Source organism: Clostridium tetani, from assembly GCF_900167265.1.
Classification (GTDB): Bacteria; Bacillota; Clostridia; order Clostridiales; family Clostridiaceae; genus Clostridium_G; species Clostridium_G tetani.
Map to the genome: position 1 here is coordinate 1 of NZ_FUWT01000008.1, position 21,113 is coordinate 21,113.

Below are 21,113 nucleotides of genomic sequence, written 5' to 3' on the forward strand. Positions count from 1 at the left end.
TTTTGGGACTAATGTTAAAACAAACTAAACAGATTAAAGATTGGACAATACCATGGATATTATTAGTTGTAGGCATATTAGGTTCTATAGCTTTAATTGGACTCAATGCAAATGCAGTAATACAAGGAATACTTACAGCAGGTGTTGCGGTATTTGGAAATCAGTTGATAAAACAAACCACAGTAAAAAGAGAAATAAAATAAAGAGGAGTGTTGTAAAATGAGTATTAAAATAGCAATAAGAAGAGGTCATCAAAGGACAGGAAAGGATCTAGGAGCAGAAGGTTTTGTTAAAGAAATAGAAGCTGTAGAGCAATATATGCCATATATTATAGAAAGTCTAAAATCAAAGGGATATGAAGTATTAGACGTAACGCCACCAGAAGCAAATAGAAGTTTAGGAGATTCTTTATCATATAGTATTAATAAAGCTAGAGAATTTGGAGCAGATTTATTTATATCTTGTCATGCTAATAGTTTTACAGAAGAATCTGCTAATGGTTGTGAGGTATTGTTCCCTTCTGGAGATTCAATTGCTAGAAATTATGCTTTAGATGTTAACAGTGCTATATCTAAACTAGGATTCAAAAGTAGAGGAGCTAAGCCAGATGTTAGAGGACTAGCTGAAATGAATGGTAGTGTAGGTTGCCCTGCTATAATCATAGAACCATTTTTTGTAACTAATAAAGCAGATGTGAATAACTTTAATTGGGTTGGAGGTATTAAATTAGGTAGAGCAATAGGAAAGGCTTTAAATGTTGTTCCTAATCCAAATAAACCTGCATCAGCAAGTATATCAGTAGATGGCGGCGGAACAATAGTAGGGGATAATCTAGCTATTAACTTAATTGTAAGAGATTACAAAGATGTAGACAGGATATTTGGGCATGTAGAAGGCGTAAATAATGCTTTATGGGCTTTTGACGTAAATCCTCCTAATGCTAACTATGTTAAATTACAGAAGAATGCTAACCAAGTGGCAGTGTATAAATGTTTAAAGCCAAATACAAAATATAGAATTATAGTTAGTGGATATAGAAATGAAAAAAAGGTTACAGAAACATCTATAGTATTAAAAACTCTAGAGCAGCAGAAAAAGGTAGAAGAAAAATTATATAAGATTCAAGTAGGAGCGTTTAGGAATAAAGGACATGCAGAGAATTTATTAAAAGAATTAAAAAGTAAAGGATATGAAGGATTTATTACAGAGTAACTTTAAAGCCATGGGTTAGGGTAATTCCTAGTCCATGGCTTTTTTATTTTAAAAATAATTTACATAAATATAGAAATAAATATATAAAAAGTATTGACACTTCATACTACGTGTAGTATAACATAATTAAAGGAGGTGAGAAAGTGATAGAAAACATAGGAAAGACAATAGCCCTAGTAATTTCATTACTAACAATACGGCAACTGAATTTGCAGAACAGAAAAACCGAGTTAGAAATAAAAAAACTAAGGCTAGAAATCAAAAGGTTAAAAGAGGGGGAATAAAACCCCTCAACCTTTCCTATATTATATCACATTATCATATGAGTAGACTATTAAATTATTTAATAGTAATATCAATTGTAGTAATGCTATTATTATGGTTTAGATTAACATACCTTAAAAAAGAAAAAGCAAAACTTGAAATAGAGAAACTAGAGGTTAAAAAGAAAAAGGATGATAAGAATGGAAAAGAATAAACAAACCATAGCTAATCAAAAATGGGAAAATAAAAACAGGGAATATGCAAGTTATTTAAAAAGCCGATCTAGTGCTAGAAGCTTTATAAGGAATAAAGCTTCGCTAGAGGACTTGGAAGAGTTAAAGCAACTAATAAAAGAAAGAGAAAAAAATTTAAATAGTAATTAATCTTTAGGTAGCTAGCTGCTACCTCTTTTTTATTGTTGTAAAATGTCTAAATGTGTAGTAAATGTTTACATATGGTATTATTATATATATAATGGAATTAATTACAATAAAGGAGGTGATTATATGAAAAAAAATATAATATTAATAATAGGTGCAATTATCATTTTTGTTGCAGGTTATTTTATAGGTGATGCATCAGCAATAAAAAGAGTGAATGCAGGAATTAATAAATCACAAAAAGTTTCAGTAAATAACAAGGACAATGAAAAAGAAGAAAAGAAAGAAGAGGGGAATAATATCTATAAAAAATTAGGAGAAGAAGGCACAAATAATTCTTTTTCATATAAAGTTTTAGAATTCAAAAATACTAAAGAAATTAAAACTGGTAGTCTAGAGAGTGAAATACACAAGACAAATCAAAATTATTGTATGATTAAACTACAAATGACTAATAAAGGCAGTGCACCAGCAGAAGCAGGAGATAAAAATTTATTTGCGTTAGTAGATATTAAAAATAAACAATTATACTACCCTAATACAGATATAACCATAGCATTAAATAGTTATAATAAGCATATATTGCATAAAAAAGCTGGATATATACTAGAGGACTTAAATCCTAATGTTCCAATAGAAACAACTTTTGTATTTGAGATACCTACAGAGGTAAAGGGAAAAGATTTTGCTTTATGTGTAGTTGATGCAGAAACTAAAAATGAAAGATTATATTTAAATTTATTTAAATAATAAAACTTAATATAAAAAGAAGATCTAAAGTTTAAGCCTTAGATCTTCTTTTTATATTCATTTATACTTTTCTATTACTTTTACTATATCTAATATTAGTTCTTTATTCTTTTTATTATTTAAATTTAGATTGTATCGTTCTTTAGTCCGCCCTAATAAATAATCCAAACTTACATTAAATATATCTGCTAATTTAACTAAGTTACCTATATTAGGTTCTATCGCTTCGGATTCATAACCAGATACAGTCTGCCTAGAAACATTTAAAAATTTTCCCAATTCCTCTTGTGTAAGCTCCTTTTCCTCTCTTAATTCCTTAAGTCTATCCCCAAACAAAATAATCCCTCCATAAACTTATTTTTTATAAAACAAGTTTATAGCAGGAATATCTATAGTTATTTAATTTCCAGTTATTCTGTCTTTTTAAAATAAAAGGGACAGTAAATATTGACATTTAAAAAATATAAAAACACAGCAATTTGACAGAGATTTAGTTCTCTTGCTAAAGAATCTATAAGCTCTACATTAACTTTAATTTTATATAACCCTTTGCTTTCTAATTTACACAAGTAAGATTGGCTTATTCCTAATCTTTTTGCCAAGTCTTTTTGTGTAATTCCTTTTTGTATACGAATAGCTTTTAACATTTGCATACCCCTTCTTAAATTAAAAATATAATTCACTTTAATTTTAAAATAAAATTACACAAATATAAATAAGAAAAATGTGGTAAAATGTCGAGCGATATTCCGACCAGGAATATTTTTCGAGGTATAATAACATTAAGAAAAGTTAAGAGAAATTATTCTTATCTATTTAAAAATGACTTTATTCTAAATTAAGGAGGTACATAGTGAATTGCAAACATATGTTTAATGTAACCAATTGAAAACAATAAGATATTTGTAAGGAGAGATACATATGGAACAAAATTATATAGAAAAAATATTTGAGGATTTATTTTTTAATTCTATTGCAAATAATAAGAAGTTCTTCAATAATGAAGAGTATAAAAGAACAAGTAAAGAATATACCTTATTATATAAAAAAATAGAGAAGGAACTTTCTCCAGAAAATAAAAGTTTATTGGATGCTATCTATGATAAAAGAATGGAATTATCTGTTTACGAAAATAAATTTACGTATAGACAAGCTTTCAAAGATAGTTTAGAAATATTAAAAAAGCTAAAATTCATTTAAATACAAAGTAAAAATATCCTTAAATTAATAAGGATATTTTTTTATCTTATAGTTTATGGTATAGTAATTATATTAATAGGTACAAAAATAAATTAAAAATAAATGGAGGAATAAACGTTGAATAATATAGTAAATACAATGCATTCAAAGGAGAATGAAAAATTCTTCTTTATTTTCACTTGGGGTTGTCAAATGAATGAAGAAGACTCTGAAAAATTATCTGGTATGTTAAAAAATATAGGATATAAAAATGCAGAAGATAAAAATCAAGCTGACATTATAATATTTAATACTTGTTGTGTAAGAGAAAATGCAGAACTTAAAGTCTATGGTAATTTAGGTGCATTAAAAGGATTAAAATCAAAAAATCCTAATCTTATAATTGCTGTTTGTGGTTGCATGATGCAACAAGAAGGAATGGCTGAAGCTATAATAAAAAAATATCCTTTTGTAGATATAATCTTTGGAACTCATAACTCATATAAGTTCCCAGAATACTTAAATAGAGCAAAGCAAGAAGGAAAATCCATAATTGAGGTATGGGATAAAGAAGAAGAAATAGTAGAAGGTATTCCTGTAGATAGAAAAAGTTCTACTAAAGCCTTTGTAACTATAATGTATGGATGCAATAATTTTTGTACGTATTGTATAGTTCCTTATGTAAGAGGAAGGGAAAGAAGTAGAGAAGTTTCTGATATAGAAAAAGAAATAAAAGAACTTGTGAAAAGTGGTTACAAAGAAATAACTTTATTGGGTCAAAATGTGAATTCCTATGGAAAAGACTTAGAACCTAAAGTAAGCTTTGCAGAACTTTTGAGGCATGTAAATGAAATTGAAGGAATTGAAAGAGTCCGATTTATGACTTCTCATCCTAAGGATTTAACAGAGGATGTAATTTATGCTATTAAAGAATGCGATAAATTATGCAATCATATACATTTACCAGTTCAATCTGGTTCCAGTAGAATTTTAAAGAAAATGAATAGATATTATAATAGAGAAGACTATCTAAATTTGGTTAATAAAATAAAAGAAGAAATACCTAATGTAGCCATTACAACAGATATTATTGTAGGTTTCCCAGGGGAAACAGAAGAAGATTTTAATGAAACTTTAGAACTTGTAAAAGAAGTGGAATATGATTCCGCCTTTACCTTCTTATATTCCAAAAGAAAAGGTACTCCTGCCTATGATATAGAAGAACAAGTACCAGAGGATGTAAAGCATGATAGATTTAAAAAACTTGTTGAAGTTGTAAATAAGAGTTGTGAAAAGAATAATAAAAAATATCAAGATAGAATAGTTAAAGTACTTGTAGAAGGAGAAAGTAAAAACGATAAGAATAAATTAAGTGGTAGAACTGATACTGCAAAACTTGTAAACTTTATTGGAAACAAAGATAATATAGGTAAGATAGTTGATGTTAAAATAACTAAAACTCTATCCTTTTCTCTTGAAGGAGAGGAAGTATAAGAATATCTTGGAGCTTAGCACCATATATAATATATATTAAAAATGATTAACTGTTATAAAAAAAGCTCTTAATAAATAGAGCTTTTTTTATAAAATACTTTAGGAGGTGGCCTATTTTTGAAACTTACACCAATGATGCAGCAATACCTAGAAGTAAAAGAAAAATGTAAGGATTGTATATTATTTTTTAGACTAGGTGACTTTTATGAAATGTTTTTTGAAGATGCAGAAACTGCATCTAAGGAATTAGAATTAGTATTAACAGGAAGAGATTGTGGTCTTTCTAAAAGAGCTCCAATGTGTGGCATACCATACCATTCAGCTTCTAACTACATAAATAGATTGGTATCCAAAGGGTATAAAATAGCCATATGTGAACAATTAGAAGATCCTTCTGCCGCTAAGGGTATAGTTAAAAGAGATATTGTAAAAATAGTTACACCTGGTACTTATTCAGATAGTAACTTTTTAAATGAAACAAAAAACAACTATATAATGAGTTTATATATAGAAGATAAATCTGTGGCTATGTGTTTTTGTGATATATCAACGGGAGACTTCTTTGCCACAAGCCATTCTTTAGATAAATCTATTATATTGGATGAAATCTCAAAGTTTGACCCTAGTGAGTTATTATTAAATAAAGATATAGACAAAAATATTTTAAAAGAAATAAAAAACCGCTTTACTATATCCATTACTAATTTAGAAAAAGACTATTTTAAGGATTATAATTTATTAGAAGGACAGTTTTCAGACTTCTCTAAAGAAGAATATTCTTTAGTTTTAATAAAGTGTGGTAATGGACTTTTAAAATACATATTAGAAACCCAAAAAATGTCCCTTGGGCATATAGATTGTTTTAAAAATTATAATATAGTGGACTATTTATCTATGGATATAAATTCAAGAAGAAATTTAGAAATTACAGAAACTATTAGAGATAAATCTAGAAAAGGATCTCTTCTATGGGTTCTAGATAAGTGTAGTACTGCTATGGGGGCTAGACTTATAAGAAATTGGGTAGAACAACCTTTGATAAATAAAGAAAAAATTGATAAAAGACTAAATGCTGTAGAGGAATTAGTATTAAATATATCCCTACATGAAGATTTAAAAGATGCTTTAAAAGATATTTATGATATACAAAGAATAGTTGGTAAAATATCATCTAAAAATGTGAATGCAAAGGAACTTCTTTCATTAAAAAATTCTATAGAAAAATTACCCTATATAAAAGATATATTAAGTAAATTAGAAGCGGATTTATTTAAAGATATGTTATCAAATCTAGACGAATTAAAAGATATCTATGAATTATTAGAAAGCTCTATAATGGATAATCCGCCTATTACAATAAAAGATGGTAATCTTATAAAAAATGGATTTAACAAAGAAATAGATGAATTAAGAATGGCTAAATCTCATGGTAAGGAATGGATTGCAAACCTTGAAAGTAGTGAAAGGGAGTTTACTGGAATAAAGTCTCTTAAAGTTGGATACAATAAAGTTTTCGGATATTTCATTGAAGTCACAAAATCTAACATTTCCTCTGTACCTGAAGGAAGGTATGTAAGAAAACAAACTCTATCAAATTGTGAAAGATACATAACTCCTGAATTGAAAGAAATGGAAGATAAAATTTTAGGAGCAGAAGAAAAATTAATTAGTCTTGAGTATGAAGTATTTGTAAGTATAAGAAATTCTATAGAAAAAGACATAGATAGAATGAAAATATCTGCAAATATAGTTGCTATCTTAGATTGTTTAAGTTCCTTATCTACAGTAGCTTTAGAAAATAATTATTCAAAACCTAAAATATTAGAAGGAAATGATATAATTATTAAAGATGGTCGACACCCTGTAGTAGAAAAAATGATTCCTACAGGTAGCTTTGTAGCTAATGATACAACTATGGATACTGAAGATAATCAAATGTTATTAATTACAGGACCTAATATGGCAGGAAAATCTACCTATATGAGACAAGTAGCTTTAATCACTATAATGGCTCAAATAGGCAGTTTCGTTCCTGCAAAGGAAGCCTCCATATCCCTTTGTGATAAAATATTTACAAGAATAGGAGCTTCTGATGACTTATCTGCTGGTAAAAGTACCTTTATGGTAGAAATGTGGGAAGTTTCTAATATACTTAAAAATGCTACTTCTAAAAGCTTAATTATCTTAGATGAAGTTGGTAGGGGAACTAGCACTTTTGATGGATTAAGTATAGCTTGGGCTGTTATTGAATATATTTGCAATAATAAAAACTTAAGATCAAAAACTCTTTTTGCCACACATTATCACGAATTAATTCAATTAGAAAATAAAATTAAGGGTGTAAAAAATTACTCAGTATCAGTAAAAGAAATGGATAAAGATATTGTATTTTTAAGAAAGATAATAGAAGGTGGAGCGGATCAATCCTATGGTATAGAAGTTGCAAAACTTGCTGGGCTTCCAGAGGATGTAATTATAAGAGCTAAAGAAATACTAAATAGTATAGAACAAAATAAAGACAATAAAATAGAACTTGATGACATAAAAGAGAATAAAAATCATATTGAAAAAGAAAATAAAAAAGAGATAGCAACTGATAAATTATTAGCAAACGATGATTTTCAAATTAGCTTTACTCAAATTGAAGAAGAAAATCTAATCAAAGAAATTTCTTCAATTGATATATTAAATTTAAATCCTATGGAGGGGTTTAATAAATTATATGATTTAATTAATAAAGCTAAGTCTATTGAAAAAAAGTAGGGTGAAATATTTTGAAGAGAATAAATATATTAGATGAATGTACCTTTAACAAAATAGCTGCTGGGGAAGTAGTAGAAAGACCTTTTTCTGTGGTAAAAGAATTAGTTGAAAATAGCATAGATGCTGAAGCTAAAAATATTACAGTAGAAGTAAAAAATGGGGGACAGGATCTTATAAAAGTTTCAGATGATGGCGCTGGGATTTATGCAGATGATATACAAAAAGCTTTCCTAACCCATGCTACTAGTAAGATTTTAAATATAGATGATATTTTTTCTTTAAATACTATGGGATTTAGAGGTGAGGCACTACCAAGTATTGCCTCTATCTCTAAAATACTTTTAAAATCTAAGCCTTTAAGTGAAACTTCAGGTAAAGAGATATATATGGAAGGTGGTAATTTTATATCCTTTAATGATGTGGGAATGAACACAGGTACCACAATAAAGGTTACAGATTTATTTTATAATGTACCCGCTAGATTAAAGTTTTTAAAATCATCATCAAGAGAAAGTTCTCTTATATCGGATATTATACAAAGACTTTCCCTAGCTAATCCTGATATAGCCTTTAAACTTATAAACAATGGCAAAACCGTTTTAAATACCTATGGATCTGGAAATTTAGAAGATGCCATAAGAGTTATATATGGTAAAAAAACTTTAGAAAATATAAGTTATTTTGAAAGTCATAGTGACATTATATCTGTTTATGGATATATAGGAAATGCAGAACTTAGTAGGGGAAGTAGAAATAATCAAAGTATTTTTGTAAATAAAAGGTATATAAAAAGCGGATTAATTACTGCCGCTGTTGAAAATGCTTTTAAATCTTTTTTAACTATAAATAAGTTTCCCTTTTTTGTAATATTCATAGATATATTTCCAGAATACATAGATGTAAATGTGCATCCAACCAAAACCGAAATAAAATTTAAAGAAGATAAAATAGTATTCTCCTTTGTATTTAAAACTGTGCATGAAAGTATAAAGAAAAGTTTATATAAAGAATTTAATGAACAAATAAAAGAAGATGTAAAAGAGGATAACAAAGAAATAATTAAAGAAAATCCTTCTTTATTTCAAAATGTTGAAAAGGTTCAAATACCTATTGATTTAAAGAGTGCTTCTATGGATATTGAAAGAAAAAGTCTAGTTAATTCAGTATTATGCAATGAAAATAATATTGTAAAAGACAATATTAATAAAAATATTTATATTGATACCAAGGAAAATCTTTCTGAAAATAAACTCAAGAATATCCTTAAAGAAAACACAGAGGATATGGTTTCAAAATTACCAGACATGAAGATCATAGGTCAATTTGATAATACCTATATTTTGGCTGAGAGTGTTAAAAACTTATATATAATCGATCAACATGCTGCCCATGAAAAAATACTTTTTGAAACCTATAGGGATAAAATTAAAAAGGATGAGGTTAAATCACAATTACTTTTACAGCCTATTGTACTGGAGTTGGATTCAGAGGATTTTTCCTATTATGTGGATAATAAAGAACTGTTTTATAAAACAGGATTTAATATAGAAGTATTTGGAGAAAACACAATAAATATTAGAGAAGTTCCTTTTATTATGGGTAAACCTGATATAAATAATTTATTTATGGATATAATTAATAATATAAAAGCCATGGGTAGTGGAGAAACCATAGAAGTAAAATATGATTCCATTGCAATGCTTGCTTGTAAATCAGCAGTTAAAGCTCATGATAAACTATCCAAAGAAGAAATGGAAGCCCTTATAAATGATTTAAGATTTGCAAAAGATCCTTTTAATTGTCCTCATGGTAGACCTACTATAATTAAAATTACATCTTTAGAATTAGAGAAAAAATTTAAAAGAATTCAATAAAGGAAAGAGGCTTAATTATGAAAGACTTATTTATATTATCTGGTCCTACAGCTGTAGGTAAGACAGAAATTTCTCTAAATTTGGCAAAGGCATTAAGAGGAGAGGTAATTTCATCGGATTCAATGCAAATATATAAACATATGGATATAGGCTCTGCTAAAATATTTGAAGAAGAAAGACAGGGTATACCACATCATTTAATAGATGTAGTTGAACCTTGGGAAAATTTTAGTGTGGCTGAATATAAAAACATAGCTGAAAATAAAATAGAAGAAATCTACAACAGAGATAATATTCCAATGTTAGTTGGAGGAACTGGATTATATATTAACTCTATAATATATAACTATAGTTTTACTGATGCAAATAAAGATAATGATTATAGAGATTATCTTGAAAAATTAGCTAAAGAAAAAGGAAAAGAATATATTCACAGCCTTTTAAAGGATATAGATGAATATTCTTATAATAATCTTCATTATAATAATTTAAAGAGAGTAATTAGAGCATTGGAAGTATATAAGGTTACTGGGAAACCCATGAGTCAGTATGCAAAAGAAGAAAAAGAAAACTTATTTAACATTCCATATTCCATATATTATTTCGTATTGTATATGGATAGGGATAAATTATATGATAAAATAAATATGAGAGTGGATAGAATGCTTCAAGAAGGATTATTAGACGAAGTTAAAGAATTAAAGGAGATGGGCTGCAATGAAACTATGCAATCCATGCAGGGGATAGGTTATAAAGAGCTACTATACTACCTTAATGGTGAAATTTCCTTTAATGAAGCTGTGTATTTAATTAAAAAAGGAAGCAGAAACTACGCTAAACGTCAACTAACCTGGTTTAGGCGAGATCCTAGAGCTATATGGATAAATAAAGATGAATTTGAAAACGATGATGCCATAGTAAAGGAAATACTTAATAAGTTTAATAAATTAAAAGGATTTTAATTTATTATATAGAATTATAAATGTAAACTATATTGGAGGGGATTATATTGGCTAAAACGGTAAACAATTTACAAGATATATTTTTAAATAGTGCTAGAAAGAATAGAATTGAAGTTACAATACATTTAACTAATGGATTCCAAATAAAAGGATTTGTAAAAGGGTTTGATAACTTCACTGTAATATTAGATTCTTTAGGAAAACAAATGCTTATATATAAGCATGCAATTTCCACTATTACACCTAGCAAAGACATATTATTTACTGCACAATCTACAGAAGAATAATCAATATAAATTTATGCAAAAAGAATAGGCAGTAATTTTGCCTATTCTTTTTTTATGTGATATTATATAAAGTTGTAGCAATTTTTATTTTGGAGGTAGTTTAATAATGATAGATAGTACAAAATATTTACTAAAATACAAATATAAAATAAGTGATAATACATTGGATTTATATGAAAAAGCACTTAAAGATATAGAACCTCAGTTTAAAACTTATGATGAAATAAGAGAATTTAATCAACTAAAAGTTCTTAACGCCTTTCAAGAAGAAAGGATTAGTGATGCTCATTTTACTAATACTACGGGATATGGTTATGGAGATATGGGTAGAGACACTTTAGATAAAGTATATGCCCGTATATTCAATGCGGAAAGTGCATTAGTAAGACCTCACTTTGTAAGCGGTACTCATACTATAGGGGCTGCTTTATTTGGGAATTTAAGACCTGGAGATACTATGCTTGCTGTAGTAGGAACTCCTTATGATACTATACATAGTGTAATAGGTTTAACTGAAGAAAATAACATAGGTTCTTTTAAGGAGTACGGAATAAACTATAGACAGGTTGATTTAAAAGAAGGAAAGTTAGACTTTAAAGGCATTGAAAAGGCTATAAAAGAAGACCCTTCTATAAAAATAGTACATATTCAAAGATCAACAGGTTATTCATGGAGAAAGGCTTTACTAGTGTCAGAAATAAAAGATATTGTAGATTTAGTAAAAAGCATAAGGAAAAATATAATCTGTTTTGTAGATAATTGCTATGGTGAATTTATAGATATAATAGAACCAACAGATGTAGGAGCAGATCTAATAGCTGGTTCCTTAATTAAAAATCCAGGAGGGGGATTAGCACCTACAGGTGGATACATCGTAGGTAAAAAAGAGTATGTTACTCAAGCCTCTTATAGATTAACAGTTCCTGGTATAGGGGCGGAATGTGGATCAACCTTTGGAGTAATGAGACTTATGTATCAAGGACTATTCTTAGCACCTCATGTAGCTATGGAAGCTTTAAAGGGAGCGGTTTTATGTTCAAGACTTATGGAACTTGCAGGTTTTGAAGTTTTACCTTACTACAATGAAAAGAGAAGTGACATAATACAAGCTATAAAATTTAATGATAAGGAAAAGGTAATTAATTTCTGTAAGGGAATACAATTTGGATCTCCTATAGATTCTTTTGCCCACTGTGAACCATGGGATATGCCAGGTTATGAAGATCAAGTTATTATGGCAGCAGGGGCATTTATACAAGGTTCTTCCATTGAGTTATCTGCAGATGCACCTATAAGGGAACCTTACATAGCCTTCTTACAAGGTGGATTAACCTTTGATCATGTGAAAATTGGCATATTGATGGCTTTAGATAGAGTTCTAAATCATTAAAATAAAACAAGTCTTGTGGTACCACAAGACTTGTTTTTAATATTTCCTATATACACCAACTACTTTTCCTATTATTTCACACTGTTTTACAATAATAGGCTCCATAGTTTCATTTTCCGGTTGTAATCTTATGTAATCTTTTTCTTTAAAAAACCTTTTAACAGTGGCTCTATCACCCAATAGTGCTACTACTATTTCACCATTTAATACAGAATTATTTTTTTCAACTATAGCCAAATCACCATCTAATATTCCCGTATCTATCATACTATCACCTTTTATTTTAAGTGCAAATAATTGTTTTTTATTTCTTACATAATTTATAGGTAAAGCAAAAGTATCTTCTATATTTTCCACTGCCAGAATAGGTTTACCAGCAGTAACTGTTCCTACAACAGGAATATCTACCATTTCTTTTTTCATTATAGAATGTTCTAAAACTTCAATTGCTCTAGGTTTAGTAGGATCTCTTCTTATGACACCTTTTTCTTCTAATCTTTTTAAGTGACCATGAACTGTAGAGGTAGATCTTAGTTCCACTGCATTACAAATTTCTCTGACTGATGGGGGATATCCTTTTTCTCTTAATTGTTCTTTTATAAATTCGTATATTGCTTCTTGTTTATTTTGTCTGGCCATGTAAAAACACCTCTCAAATTTTAATACAATTTATTTAAAATTATAGCATATATTCATCTAAATATCAAACTTATGTTCTATTACACTCTTGAATATATATTATTACTTTGGTATAATACTTAAGCAACTACAAAGAGTAGGGGTTTTCTATAATAAATGAAAAGGGGATAGAAACATGGCAAAATATATAAAATGTATTTTTAACTCAGAAAAAGATTGTGATGATTGTAATAAATGTGATATTTGCGATTTAAATCCTTCCAAAATATGTGATAGCTGTGGAAAGTGTTTAGAAAATGATATAGAAAAAGACATGAGAAGTTTAGAAATAGATGAAGTAATAGAAGATGAAGAAAAAAATATAGATTGGTTTAAAGAAAAATCTCTAAATTCTCTTCCTAATGAAGAAGAGGGGGCAGATGAATATTCTTATGAGTTTATTGAAGATATAGAAGGACTTAGGGAGATATTAGAAAATCAAGAAAAGTCAGAAAAATTTACATATGAAGAATTTCCTGGTTTAATTAGAATTAAAAAGATAGAATAACAAGCATTTAATGCTCATTATTCCATAGATTCTCCACTTAGAGGATTTAATTTTACAGCCTCTCTTAGTTTTTCATTATCAACATGAGTATAAATTTGAGTTGTAGATATATTTTCATGACCTAATATCTTTTGAAGGCTTCTAATATCTACATCTCCATGTTTATACATAAGAGTTGCAGCAGTGTGTCTAAGCTTATGAGGTGTGTATTTTTCCTCATCTAAATTAGCTTTCTTTAAATATTTTTTCAACATAATTTCTACAGTTCTTTTATTTATTCTAGTATTATTCCTGCTTATAAACAATGCATCTTTATCCTTTATTTTATCTAAATTTTTATTTCTTACCTTCAAATAATCTTCTACGGCTTTTAAGCATGCCTTATTTAAATAGATGGTTCTTTCTTTATTACCTTTACCAATTACATAAAGAGTGTCTTCCTTTATTTTAGAAATATCTATACTGCATAATTCAGATAGTCTAAGTCCGCAATTTAAAAATAATGTAATTATGCAATAATCCCTTGCTTTATTAGTGCCATCAATAGAAGCTAATAATCTTTTACTTTCTTCTAAAGTTAAGTAGGTTGGATTTCTCTTTTTAATTTTAGGTGATTCTAATTCTATCGCAGGGTTTTCTTCTAATATTTTTACTTTACTGTATAAAAACTTAAAGAAGGATTTTAATGTAGCTACTTTTCTAGCTTTAGCATAACTTCCGTTATCCCTATAGTTATCTAAAAACGCCATAAAGGAATAAAGATCTGTAAGAGTGATCTTTCTTATAAATTCATCGTCTATATCACTAATATCTATATCATCAAATTCTATATCCTTTGGTAATTTAGTTTTGTATAATTTTAGAAATCTAAAAAACATAACTAAATCCACTTTATATGCACTCATAGTATTAGGGGATCTTTCTTTTACTGTAGTTAAATAATTAAGAAAATTATTTAATTGTTGCGGTAATTCAGGGTCATATATATTCTTAAGCTTGTACATATTGCTAAAAACCTCCTAAATTCTATCCAATTTCGCTAAATGTATATTTAGCGAATAAAAATCTCTGAAAAATATATAATAATATATACATGATTATACTACCATAATTACATATTATTATATACTACCATTTAAATCTAAAAAACATTTTATATTTTTATTCAAACATAAAAATCTACATTTAATAATTTCTTAAAATATTTTTTATAAATAAATCCATTTGATATTTTTCTCTTTTATTATATCAATTGATACATATTATCATTAAATAAAGTAGAAGTTTTTAACTTCTACTTTATTTACCTTATTTTTTTAAAGTTTTAATACCATCCTCTAGCTTTCATTGATTTCGCTAATTTATTTATAGCATACATATAAGCTGCATTTCTCATAGTACAATTAAATTTATCTTTCATAAACCACACATTGTTAAATCCTTCTACTAAGAATTCTTCTTCACGAGTTTTAACATCTTTTTCATTCCAATAGTAATTATCTAAATTTTGTACCCATTCAAAATAAGAAACTATAACTCCACCTGCATTTGTTAATATATCTGGTGTAACTTCAATTCCTTTTTTCTCTAATATTTCATCCGCTGCAGGTGTAACAGGTCCATTAGCTCCTTCACAAACTAGTTTAGCATTTATTAAATTAGCATTATTTGTATTTATGGAATTTTCTAATGCTGCCGGAACTAACACATCCACTGATAAACTCCAAAATTCTTCTTCGCTTATTTTAGAAGTTCTAGGGAAGTCAAGTAAAGTTCCATTTTCATTAAAGTAACTTATTAATTCTTTAATGTTTAATCCTTTTTCATCATATATGGCATAAAATCCTTTTTCTCTATCCCATTCTGATACACTAACTATTTTCCCACCTAGGTTTTCTATGCAAAGAGCAGCGTGACTTCCTACATTTCCAAAGCCTTGAACCGCTACAGAAGAATTTTCTATATTTCTATTAAGTTTTTTTAAAGCTTCTCTAGCAACTATAGCTACCCCTAAACCTGTTGCTTCAGTTCTACCCTTAGAACCATTTAATTCTACTGGTTTACCTGTGAAAGTTCCCCAAGCATTTTGTCTTGAAAGCTTATTATATTCGTCTGCCATCCAAGCAATTATTTCACCATTTGTATTTACATCTGGAGCTGGAATATCTAAATCTTCACCTAAAACCTCATAAAGTTTTTCTACATATCCCCTACTTAATCTTTCTAATTCACCTTTGGATAAAGTTTTAGGATCTACTATAATTCCACCCTTTCCCCCTCCAAAAGGAAGATTTGCTATAGCACATTTTAAGGTCATCCATATAGATAAAGCTTTTACTTCATCTAAATTTACACCTTGATGAAATCTAACTCCACCCTTTGTAGCACCTATGGAATTATTATGTTGACTTCTATATCCCTTAAAAACTTTTATAGAACCATTATCCATTTTAACTGGGATATTAACTTCAACTATCCTTGAAGGTTCCTTAATTAATTCATAAACACTTTCATTTAAATTAAGATCCTCGCAGATTTTCTTCATTATTTTTTGCACATTTTTAAACGGATTTAATTCTTCTACATTCATTATTTTAACCCCCTAATTTAGTAGCATATATGTATATTATACTACATTTTTTTACAAAGTTCTTGTATTTTCTGTAAAGTTTTCATTTTTTATTTATATACGTAAGAAAATATCTTAGATTATATAATACGAATTTCTAAACAACCAATCCCTCAGCTTCTTTCCAATAAAATAAAACCGTAATTTTATATAAGTGCACCTTCTGTTAAAATACGTTCTATAAATTATATTTTATTAATATAATTTAATTAGAATAGTATTAAAACAAACAGGAGGCAATATTATGTATAAATTTAATTTAATTGACAAAATTTCTTTCATTTTAGTCTTTATAGGAGCTTTAAACTGGGGTCTTTTAGGTTTATTTAATTTGAACATAGTAAGTGCTATTTTGGGCGAGCCCGCTAACTTTTTATCTAGAATAATATATATAATTATAGGAACAGCTGGCGTATATTTATTATTCCTATTCTTAAGAATAAAGAAATACTCTAAGTCATAAAAATAAAAGGCTCTAATTCTTGAGCCTTTTATTTTTTAGTCCATTGATTCAATTAAATTTGCAATTTCTTCTGCTGCTAAAGCTTCATCATCACCTGAAGCTTTTATTGTAATTGTTGCTCCACTGGTTACAGCTAAAGACAACACTCCAATAAGACTTTTGATATTAGCTTCTTTCCCATTATGCTCAATAGTTATATCAGACTTGAATAAAGACGCCTTTTTAACTAATAAAGTAGCTGGTCTAGCATGAAGACCTGTTGAACTACTTACTACAACTTCCTTTTTAATCATTTGTATCACCTCTGTATTAATAATTAATAAACCAAATTTATTATAACATTAAATTTAAGCGTTTTAAACATATAAGAATTTAACTTTGTAATTCGCTAACACAATTTGATATTCTGTCCAATCCTTTTTCTATATTTTCCATAGATATAGCATAGGAAAGCCTTATGTGATTTTCTAAACCAAAAGCCGCTCCTGGAACAACAGCTACTTTATATAATTCTAATAATTTTTCACAAAAATCCACAGAGTTTTTTATTTCTTCTCCATTGATTTTCTTACCTATTACTTTATTTATATCAGCAAACATATAAAAGGCTCCTTTAGGCTCTATACACTCTATTCCATTTATTGAATTTATTCTTTCCACCATATAATTTCTTCTCTTTTCAAATTCACTCACCATACTATTTATAGACTCCTGCTCTCCTGTTAAAGCTTCTAGGGCAGCATATTGAGCGATTGAATTTGGATTTGAAGTCATATGACTCTGTATATTATTCATTAATTTAATTACATTTCCTGGCCCTGCCGCATATCCTATTCTCCAACCAGTCATAGCATAAGTCTTAGATACTCCATTTATTACAACAGTTCTATTATAAGTATCTTCATTTAGGCTAGCTATACTTATATGTTTATTATGTCCATAAATAAGTTTTTCATATATTTCATCGGATAAAATTATTAAATTATGTTTTTTACAAAATTCAGCTATATCTCTAAGCTCTTCTTCATAATAAATACTTCCTGTTGGATTGTTCGGACTACTAATAATTATAGCCTTTGTTTTACTAGAAACCCTCTTTTCTAATTCATCTATAGAGTATTTATAATCATTTTCTTTTTTACAATCTACAAATACAGGCACACCATCTGCTAATTTAACGAGTTCTGGATAACTAACCCAATATGGTGCAGATATTAAAACCTCATCTCCTGGATTTAAAATAGCCATAAACAAATTAGCTATACATTGCTTTGCTCCAGTGGATACTATTATCTGTGATGATTTATATATTAAATTATTTTCCTTTTTGAATTTATTTACTATAGCATCTTTTAATTCAACTACGCCAGAAACTGGTGTGTACTTTGTATATCCTTCTCTCATTGCTTTAATTGCAGCATTTTGGATATTTTCAGGTGTATTAAAATCCGGTTCCCCTGCCCCAAAACCTACTACATCTATTCCATCCTTCTTCATTTCATTAGCTTTTGCAGTTATTGCTAATGTAACAGAAGGTGATATTTCCTTTCCTTTTTTAGATAACATCTAAAAACACCCCCTATTTTGTATATCATATAAATTTAAGCCATAGTAATATAATACATAATAAAAGTGAAAAATGCAATTTTTATTTTTGATTTTTTCACATTTTATTTCATTATAAAGTGTAACGCCGTAAAAATAGATATATCTTCATAAGAGATGTTCTTAAATTGCAATTATTTTTATTTTTAATTTCGTGAAATCAAAAATACTCCACCTATAATTAGTAATATTCCTAATACTCTTTCAATTGAGATATTTTCATTCAGGAAAAAATAAGCATATATTGTAGTTATAACATAACCTAAACTAACCATTGGATATGCATAACTAAGTTCCACCTTACTTAACACCTTTATCCATATCAAAAAGCTAGTTCCATAGGATACTATCCCACTCATAACAAAAAAGTTTTTCAATATACTAATAATACTTGGTATAAATTGTCCTGGTGCAAAACTCAAATTTAAGCTTGTAGCTCCTACTTTTACTAATATCTGCCCTAAAGCACCTAAAAATACTGAGCTCAATATAAGTCCCATCATATGTATTTTCCTCCTCTTATAAGGATTTATTTCTTAACCTAAACAAATGTTCTATACAGGTAGCAAATAAATATATCATAAAAAATATTAATGGAAATGAATATCTGCCTTGTCCCTCTGTTACGAAATACACACAGGTAAACATATAAAATGTAACTAGTGTATATAGTAACCCTTTATCTATATTTCTACCTCTATTCTTAAAAATATTTACTATAATATAAATGCTATATAACAATGCAAAAATTATACCTACAAGAAAAATACAAGCCTTTACTCCAGTTATACTCTTACATATATTATATTTTGCTGACGCATTTACATCACTTCCATAAGTGGTATAGTATGTATCATCTGCCAAACCATAGGTTACTCCTAATCTTAAAAGACCTAACTCAACAAATCTTTTAGGGTTGTCTTTAATCCATTTTTTTGCTGCTTTTGTAAGCATTTTATTTTTTTGAGTCATATTTGCATTTTTATATTCTTCTGTTTTGGCAACAGAATTTTCTACATCATTAACATCCATCCACATACCAGTTTTATTTTGAGAATTGTTGTTTATATAAAGCACTATTCCTCCATTATTAGATATGAAGGTAAGTTCTCCTACATACTTTGTATTCCTATATATCCAAGGAGATATACAAAGTAAGGATATAATTAATACTGTTAAACTATTAATTATAGCTTTTTTTATGTTCCATTCTCCTATAGCATCGATTATAAGTATGGCAAAGAAAAATATTATAAAGAATGGTTTTATCATAGCGTTCATTGCCGTAAGTATTCCTATGTATATATATTTAAATTTAGTTTTACTAAAATATATATTAGTTATCAAAAGTAAAATAGTTGTAAATAGGGGCTCTGTGGCTAATACGCTACTATACATAATATTTAAAGGAAAGAATATAAATATAGTAAATATAACTTTCCTAAGCTTTTCTTTTACATCCAGTTTATTTAAGATAGAATAAGCAAGATAATAATTTAAAAGAATTAATATTAAATTAAAAGTTTTAGCTATAAATAGGCTATCTCCAAAAACTTTAAATATTCCACCTAAAACTATAGGATATCCAACAGTTGTATATGTATCTCCCCAAGGTTTTCCCTGAGATATACTACGGGCTAATTCATAATAATATTTAAAATCTGAAAAAGGTTCTGTTTTAATAAGTTTACACCAAAATATACTAAGTAGTACTCCAATTAATGCTATTATCAAATAATAAGACTTTCCATATTCTTTTCTATCTGACTCAAGTTTCATTAACATCAAATCAACTCCTTTATATCTTATAAATAATTATAAAAACACTTATAATCCAAAGGACTATATTAATTAAAAAGGGTATATCCTTTGTAAATATATCCTCTGGTTTACCCCCTATATTTTTTTTCAACATTAAATATTGATATCTAAATAAACCATATAATACAAAAGGTATAGTAAACATCATATTCTTACTTTGCACAGAACTAAAGGTATATAAGCAATAGGCTATTAGTATAGAAGGAGTTACTAAGGTTAACATTGAATCTAAGAATTCAACAGAATACTCCTCTAATATCTTTCTGTGTTTGCCACTCTTTCCTTCTAGGGTTATTAATTCACTTTTTCTTTTATTTATAGCTAAAAATAAAGAAAGTAGCATTGTACACAATAAAAGCCATGGGGAAATAACTACCCCTGTAGCAAAGCTTCCAGCCTCTACCCTCATAACAAAACCAAGAGTTATTATCATAACATCTATAATTACAATGTTCTTTAGCTTAAAAGAATATAATATATTCATAATCAAATAACCTAATAATATTGCAAAAACTTTAATATTGTTATAAGAGCAACTTACCATCGTTATTATTAGTACTATATCTAATATTATTGCATTTTTTTTAGATATCATCCCACTTGGAAGAGGTCTTTTTTTCTTATCTGGATGAAGCTTGTCCTTTTCTAAATCCACTATATCATTTAATACATATACAGCAGAAGAAGTTAAACAAAATAATACAAATGCATATATATTCTTCTGCAATAAACCTAGGTTCATAAATTTTCCAGAAAACATTAGAGCCGCAAAAACGAAGCCATTTTTTATCCACTGTTTAGGACGTAATATCTGAATTATACCTTTCAATTTCAATTATTATCCCCCCTTATAT

At 27.9% G+C, this 21,113-nt stretch carries 25 protein-coding genes; 15 read left to right on the forward strand and 10 right to left on the reverse strand.

Annotated features, from left to right (window positions below; genetic code table 11):
• The first annotated feature begins 2 nt into the window (after positions 1–2).
• The 6 genes from B5D21_RS07185 to B5D21_RS07200 all read left to right on the forward strand — a co-directional run bounded on the left by B5D21_RS07185 (position 3) and on the right by B5D21_RS07200 (position 2,606).
• Positions 3–203, forward strand: a complete 201-nt coding sequence (locus tag B5D21_RS07185; protein WP_242848426.1) for a phage holin family protein — start codon at positions 3–5, stop codon at positions 201–203.
• A 16-nt stretch (positions 204–219) separates the two neighbouring features.
• Positions 220–1,212 carry an N-acetylmuramoyl-L-alanine amidase gene (locus B5D21_RS07190; RefSeq protein ID WP_078688086.1) on the forward strand — a complete coding sequence of 331 codons (993 nt, stop codon included), beginning with the start codon at positions 220–222 and terminating at the stop codon, positions 1,210–1,212.
• Between the two features lie 143 nt (positions 1,213–1,355).
• Positions 1,356–1,496, forward strand: a complete 141-nt coding sequence (locus B5D21_RS13910; RefSeq protein ID WP_128992984.1) for a hypothetical protein — start codon at positions 1,356–1,358, stop codon at positions 1,494–1,496.
• A gap of 38 nt (positions 1,497–1,534) precedes the next feature.
• Positions 1,535–1,690, forward strand: coding sequence for a hypothetical protein (locus B5D21_RS14160; protein WP_164967547.1), 156 nt, complete (start codon positions 1,535–1,537; stop codon positions 1,688–1,690).
• A complete protein-coding gene (locus B5D21_RS07195; RefSeq protein WP_035127913.1) occupies positions 1,677–1,859 on the forward strand; it encodes a hypothetical protein in 183 nt (60 codons plus the stop codon). Before B5D21_RS14160 ends, B5D21_RS07195 begins: the two co-directional genes overlap by 14 nt.
• Positions 1,860–1,982: 123 nt before the next feature.
• Positions 1,983–2,606: a DUF4352 domain-containing protein gene (locus B5D21_RS07200; protein ID WP_052040975.1), complete on the forward strand. Its 624-nt coding sequence runs from the start codon at positions 1,983–1,985 to the stop codon at positions 2,604–2,606.
• Between the two features lie 57 nt (positions 2,607–2,663).
• Here B5D21_RS07200 and B5D21_RS07205 read toward each other — a convergent pair whose 3' ends face one another.
• A complete protein-coding gene (locus B5D21_RS07205) occupies positions 2,664–2,942 on the reverse strand; it encodes a helix-turn-helix domain-containing protein (protein ID WP_035127916.1) in 279 nt (92 codons plus the stop codon).
• Positions 2,943–3,016: 74 nt separating this feature from the next.
• Complete coding sequence (locus B5D21_RS07210) at positions 3,017–3,253, reverse strand: helix-turn-helix domain-containing protein (RefSeq protein WP_035127919.1); 237 nt, start codon at positions 3,251–3,253, stop codon at positions 3,017–3,019.
• A gap of 274 nt (positions 3,254–3,527) precedes the next feature.
• On the opposite strand from B5D21_RS07210, the gene B5D21_RS07215 reads away from it, so the two are divergent.
• The 7 genes from B5D21_RS07215 (at position 3,528) to B5D21_RS07245 (ending at position 12,555) form a co-directional block, all read left to right on the forward strand.
• Positions 3,528–3,806, forward strand: a complete 279-nt coding sequence (locus B5D21_RS07215; RefSeq protein ID WP_035127921.1) for a DUF6809 family protein — start codon at positions 3,528–3,530, stop codon at positions 3,804–3,806.
• A gap of 117 nt (positions 3,807–3,923) precedes the next feature.
• Positions 3,924–5,279 carry a tRNA (N6-isopentenyl adenosine(37)-C2)-methylthiotransferase MiaB gene (gene miaB, locus B5D21_RS07220; RefSeq protein WP_035127924.1) on the forward strand — a complete coding sequence of 452 codons (1,356 nt, stop codon included), beginning with the start codon at positions 3,924–3,926 and terminating at the stop codon, positions 5,277–5,279.
• Between the two features lie 117 nt (positions 5,280–5,396).
• Positions 5,397–8,042: a DNA mismatch repair protein MutS gene (gene mutS, locus B5D21_RS07225; RefSeq protein WP_011099530.1), complete on the forward strand. Its 2,646-nt coding sequence runs from the start codon at positions 5,397–5,399 to the stop codon at positions 8,040–8,042.
• Between the two features lie 11 nt (positions 8,043–8,053).
• Positions 8,054–9,916 carry a DNA mismatch repair endonuclease MutL gene (gene mutL, locus B5D21_RS07230; RefSeq protein ID WP_011099529.1) on the forward strand — a complete coding sequence of 621 codons (1,863 nt, stop codon included), beginning with the start codon at positions 8,054–8,056 and terminating at the stop codon, positions 9,914–9,916.
• Between the two features lie 17 nt (positions 9,917–9,933).
• Positions 9,934–10,878, forward strand: a complete 945-nt coding sequence (gene miaA, locus B5D21_RS07235; RefSeq protein ID WP_011099528.1) for a tRNA (adenosine(37)-N6)-dimethylallyltransferase MiaA — start codon at positions 9,934–9,936, stop codon at positions 10,876–10,878.
• Between the two features lie 47 nt (positions 10,879–10,925).
• Positions 10,926–11,165, forward strand: a complete 240-nt coding sequence (gene hfq / locus B5D21_RS07240; protein ID WP_035109862.1) for an RNA chaperone Hfq — start codon at positions 10,926–10,928, stop codon at positions 11,163–11,165.
• A gap of 106 nt (positions 11,166–11,271) precedes the next feature.
• A complete protein-coding gene (locus B5D21_RS07245; RefSeq protein WP_011099527.1) occupies positions 11,272–12,555 on the forward strand; it encodes a methionine gamma-lyase family protein in 1,284 nt (427 codons plus the stop codon).
• 36 nt (positions 12,556–12,591) lie between these two features.
• Here B5D21_RS07245 and lexA read toward each other — a convergent pair whose 3' ends face one another.
• Entirely contained in the window at positions 12,592–13,194 is a 603-nt protein-coding gene (gene lexA, locus B5D21_RS07250; RefSeq protein ID WP_011099526.1) for a transcriptional repressor LexA, read from the reverse strand.
• A gap of 175 nt (positions 13,195–13,369) precedes the next feature.
• Between lexA and B5D21_RS07255 the strand changes: the two genes are divergently transcribed.
• Positions 13,370–13,741 (forward strand): hypothetical protein, encoded by a 372-nt coding sequence (locus B5D21_RS07255; RefSeq protein WP_011099525.1) that lies wholly within the window; start codon positions 13,370–13,372, stop codon positions 13,739–13,741.
• 17 nt (positions 13,742–13,758) lie between these two features.
• Here the strand turns inward: B5D21_RS07255 and B5D21_RS07260 are convergent, their stop codons facing one another.
• Positions 13,759–14,745, reverse strand: coding sequence for a tyrosine recombinase XerC (locus B5D21_RS07260; RefSeq protein ID WP_011099524.1), 987 nt, complete (start codon positions 14,743–14,745; stop codon positions 13,759–13,761).
• Between the two features lie 320 nt (positions 14,746–15,065).
• On the reverse strand, positions 15,066–16,331 hold the full coding sequence (locus B5D21_RS07265; protein WP_011099523.1) for a Glu/Leu/Phe/Val family dehydrogenase: 1,266 nt from the start codon (positions 16,329–16,331) through the stop codon (positions 15,066–15,068).
• Positions 16,332–16,614: 283 nt separating this feature from the next.
• Here B5D21_RS07265 and B5D21_RS07270 point away from each other — a divergent pair, with 283 nt between their 5' ends.
• Entirely contained in the window at positions 16,615–16,833 is a 219-nt protein-coding gene (locus B5D21_RS07270) for a DUF378 domain-containing protein (protein WP_035109866.1), read from the forward strand.
• 35 nt (positions 16,834–16,868) lie between these two features.
• On the opposite strand, the gene B5D21_RS07275 is transcribed toward B5D21_RS07270, so the two are convergent.
• From B5D21_RS07275 to B5D21_RS07295, 5 genes are all read right to left on the reverse strand, one after another.
• Entirely contained in the window at positions 16,869–17,126 is a 258-nt protein-coding gene (locus B5D21_RS07275) for an HPr family phosphocarrier protein (RefSeq protein WP_035109868.1), read from the reverse strand.
• A gap of 79 nt (positions 17,127–17,205) precedes the next feature.
• Entirely contained in the window at positions 17,206–18,399 is a 1,194-nt protein-coding gene (locus B5D21_RS07280; protein WP_011099522.1) for a pyridoxal phosphate-dependent aminotransferase, read from the reverse strand.
• A 185-nt stretch (positions 18,400–18,584) separates the two neighbouring features.
• Positions 18,585–18,941, reverse strand: a complete 357-nt coding sequence (locus B5D21_RS07285) for an SMR family transporter (RefSeq protein WP_011099521.1) — start codon at positions 18,939–18,941, stop codon at positions 18,585–18,587.
• 16 nt (positions 18,942–18,957) lie between these two features.
• Positions 18,958–20,223, reverse strand: coding sequence for a hypothetical protein (locus B5D21_RS07290; protein ID WP_338028206.1), 1,266 nt, complete (start codon positions 20,221–20,223; stop codon positions 18,958–18,960).
• A 13-nt stretch (positions 20,224–20,236) separates the two neighbouring features.
• Positions 20,237–21,094 carry a decaprenyl-phosphate phosphoribosyltransferase gene (locus B5D21_RS07295; protein WP_011099519.1) on the reverse strand — a complete coding sequence of 286 codons (858 nt, stop codon included), beginning with the start codon at positions 21,092–21,094 and terminating at the stop codon, positions 20,237–20,239.
• Positions 21,095–21,113: the final 19 nt, after the last annotated feature.

Bases quoted from the DNA above. Each gene is read 5' to 3' on its own strand.
- B5D21_RS07190 (WP_078688086.1), top strand. From the start codon at position 220: ATGAGTATTAAAATAGCAATAAGAAGAGGTCATCAAAGGACAGGAAAG.
- B5D21_RS14160 (WP_164967547.1), top strand. From the start codon at position 1,535: ATGAGTAGACTATTAAATTATTTAATAGTAATATCAATTGTAGTAATG.
- B5D21_RS07195 (WP_035127913.1), top strand. From the start codon at position 1,677: ATGGAAAAGAATAAACAAACCATAGCTAATCAAAAATGGGAAAATAAA.
- B5D21_RS07200 (WP_052040975.1), top strand. From the start codon at position 1,983: ATGAAAAAAAATATAATATTAATAATAGGTGCAATTATCATTTTTGTT.
- B5D21_RS07210 (WP_035127919.1), bottom strand. From the start codon at position 3,253: ATGTTAAAAGCTATTCGTATACAAAAAGGAATTACACAAAAAGACTTG.
- B5D21_RS07215 (WP_035127921.1), top strand. From the start codon at position 3,528: ATGGAACAAAATTATATAGAAAAAATATTTGAGGATTTATTTTTTAAT.
- miaA (WP_011099528.1), top strand. From the start codon at position 9,934: ATGAAAGACTTATTTATATTATCTGGTCCTACAGCTGTAGGTAAGACA.
- B5D21_RS07245 (WP_011099527.1), top strand. From the start codon at position 11,272: ATGATAGATAGTACAAAATATTTACTAAAATACAAATATAAAATAAGT.
- lexA (WP_011099526.1), bottom strand. From the start codon at position 13,194: ATGGCCAGACAAAATAAACAAGAAGCAATATACGAATTTATAAAAGAA.
- B5D21_RS07255 (WP_011099525.1), top strand. From the start codon at position 13,370: ATGGCAAAATATATAAAATGTATTTTTAACTCAGAAAAAGATTGTGAT.
- B5D21_RS07260 (WP_011099524.1), bottom strand. From the start codon at position 14,745: ATGTACAAGCTTAAGAATATATATGACCCTGAATTACCGCAACAATTA.
- B5D21_RS07265 (WP_011099523.1), bottom strand. From the start codon at position 16,331: ATGAATGTAGAAGAATTAAATCCGTTTAAAAATGTGCAAAAAATAATG.
- B5D21_RS07270 (WP_035109866.1), top strand. From the start codon at position 16,615: ATGTATAAATTTAATTTAATTGACAAAATTTCTTTCATTTTAGTCTTT.
- B5D21_RS07275 (WP_035109868.1), bottom strand. From the start codon at position 17,126: ATGATTAAAAAGGAAGTTGTAGTAAGTAGTTCAACAGGTCTTCATGCT.
- B5D21_RS07280 (WP_011099522.1), bottom strand. From the start codon at position 18,399: ATGTTATCTAAAAAAGGAAAGGAAATATCACCTTCTGTTACATTAGCA.
- B5D21_RS07285 (WP_011099521.1), bottom strand. From the start codon at position 18,941: ATGATGGGACTTATATTGAGCTCAGTATTTTTAGGTGCTTTAGGGCAG.
- B5D21_RS07290 (WP_338028206.1), bottom strand. From the start codon at position 20,223: ATGTTAATGAAACTTGAGTCAGATAGAAAAGAATATGGAAAGTCTTAT.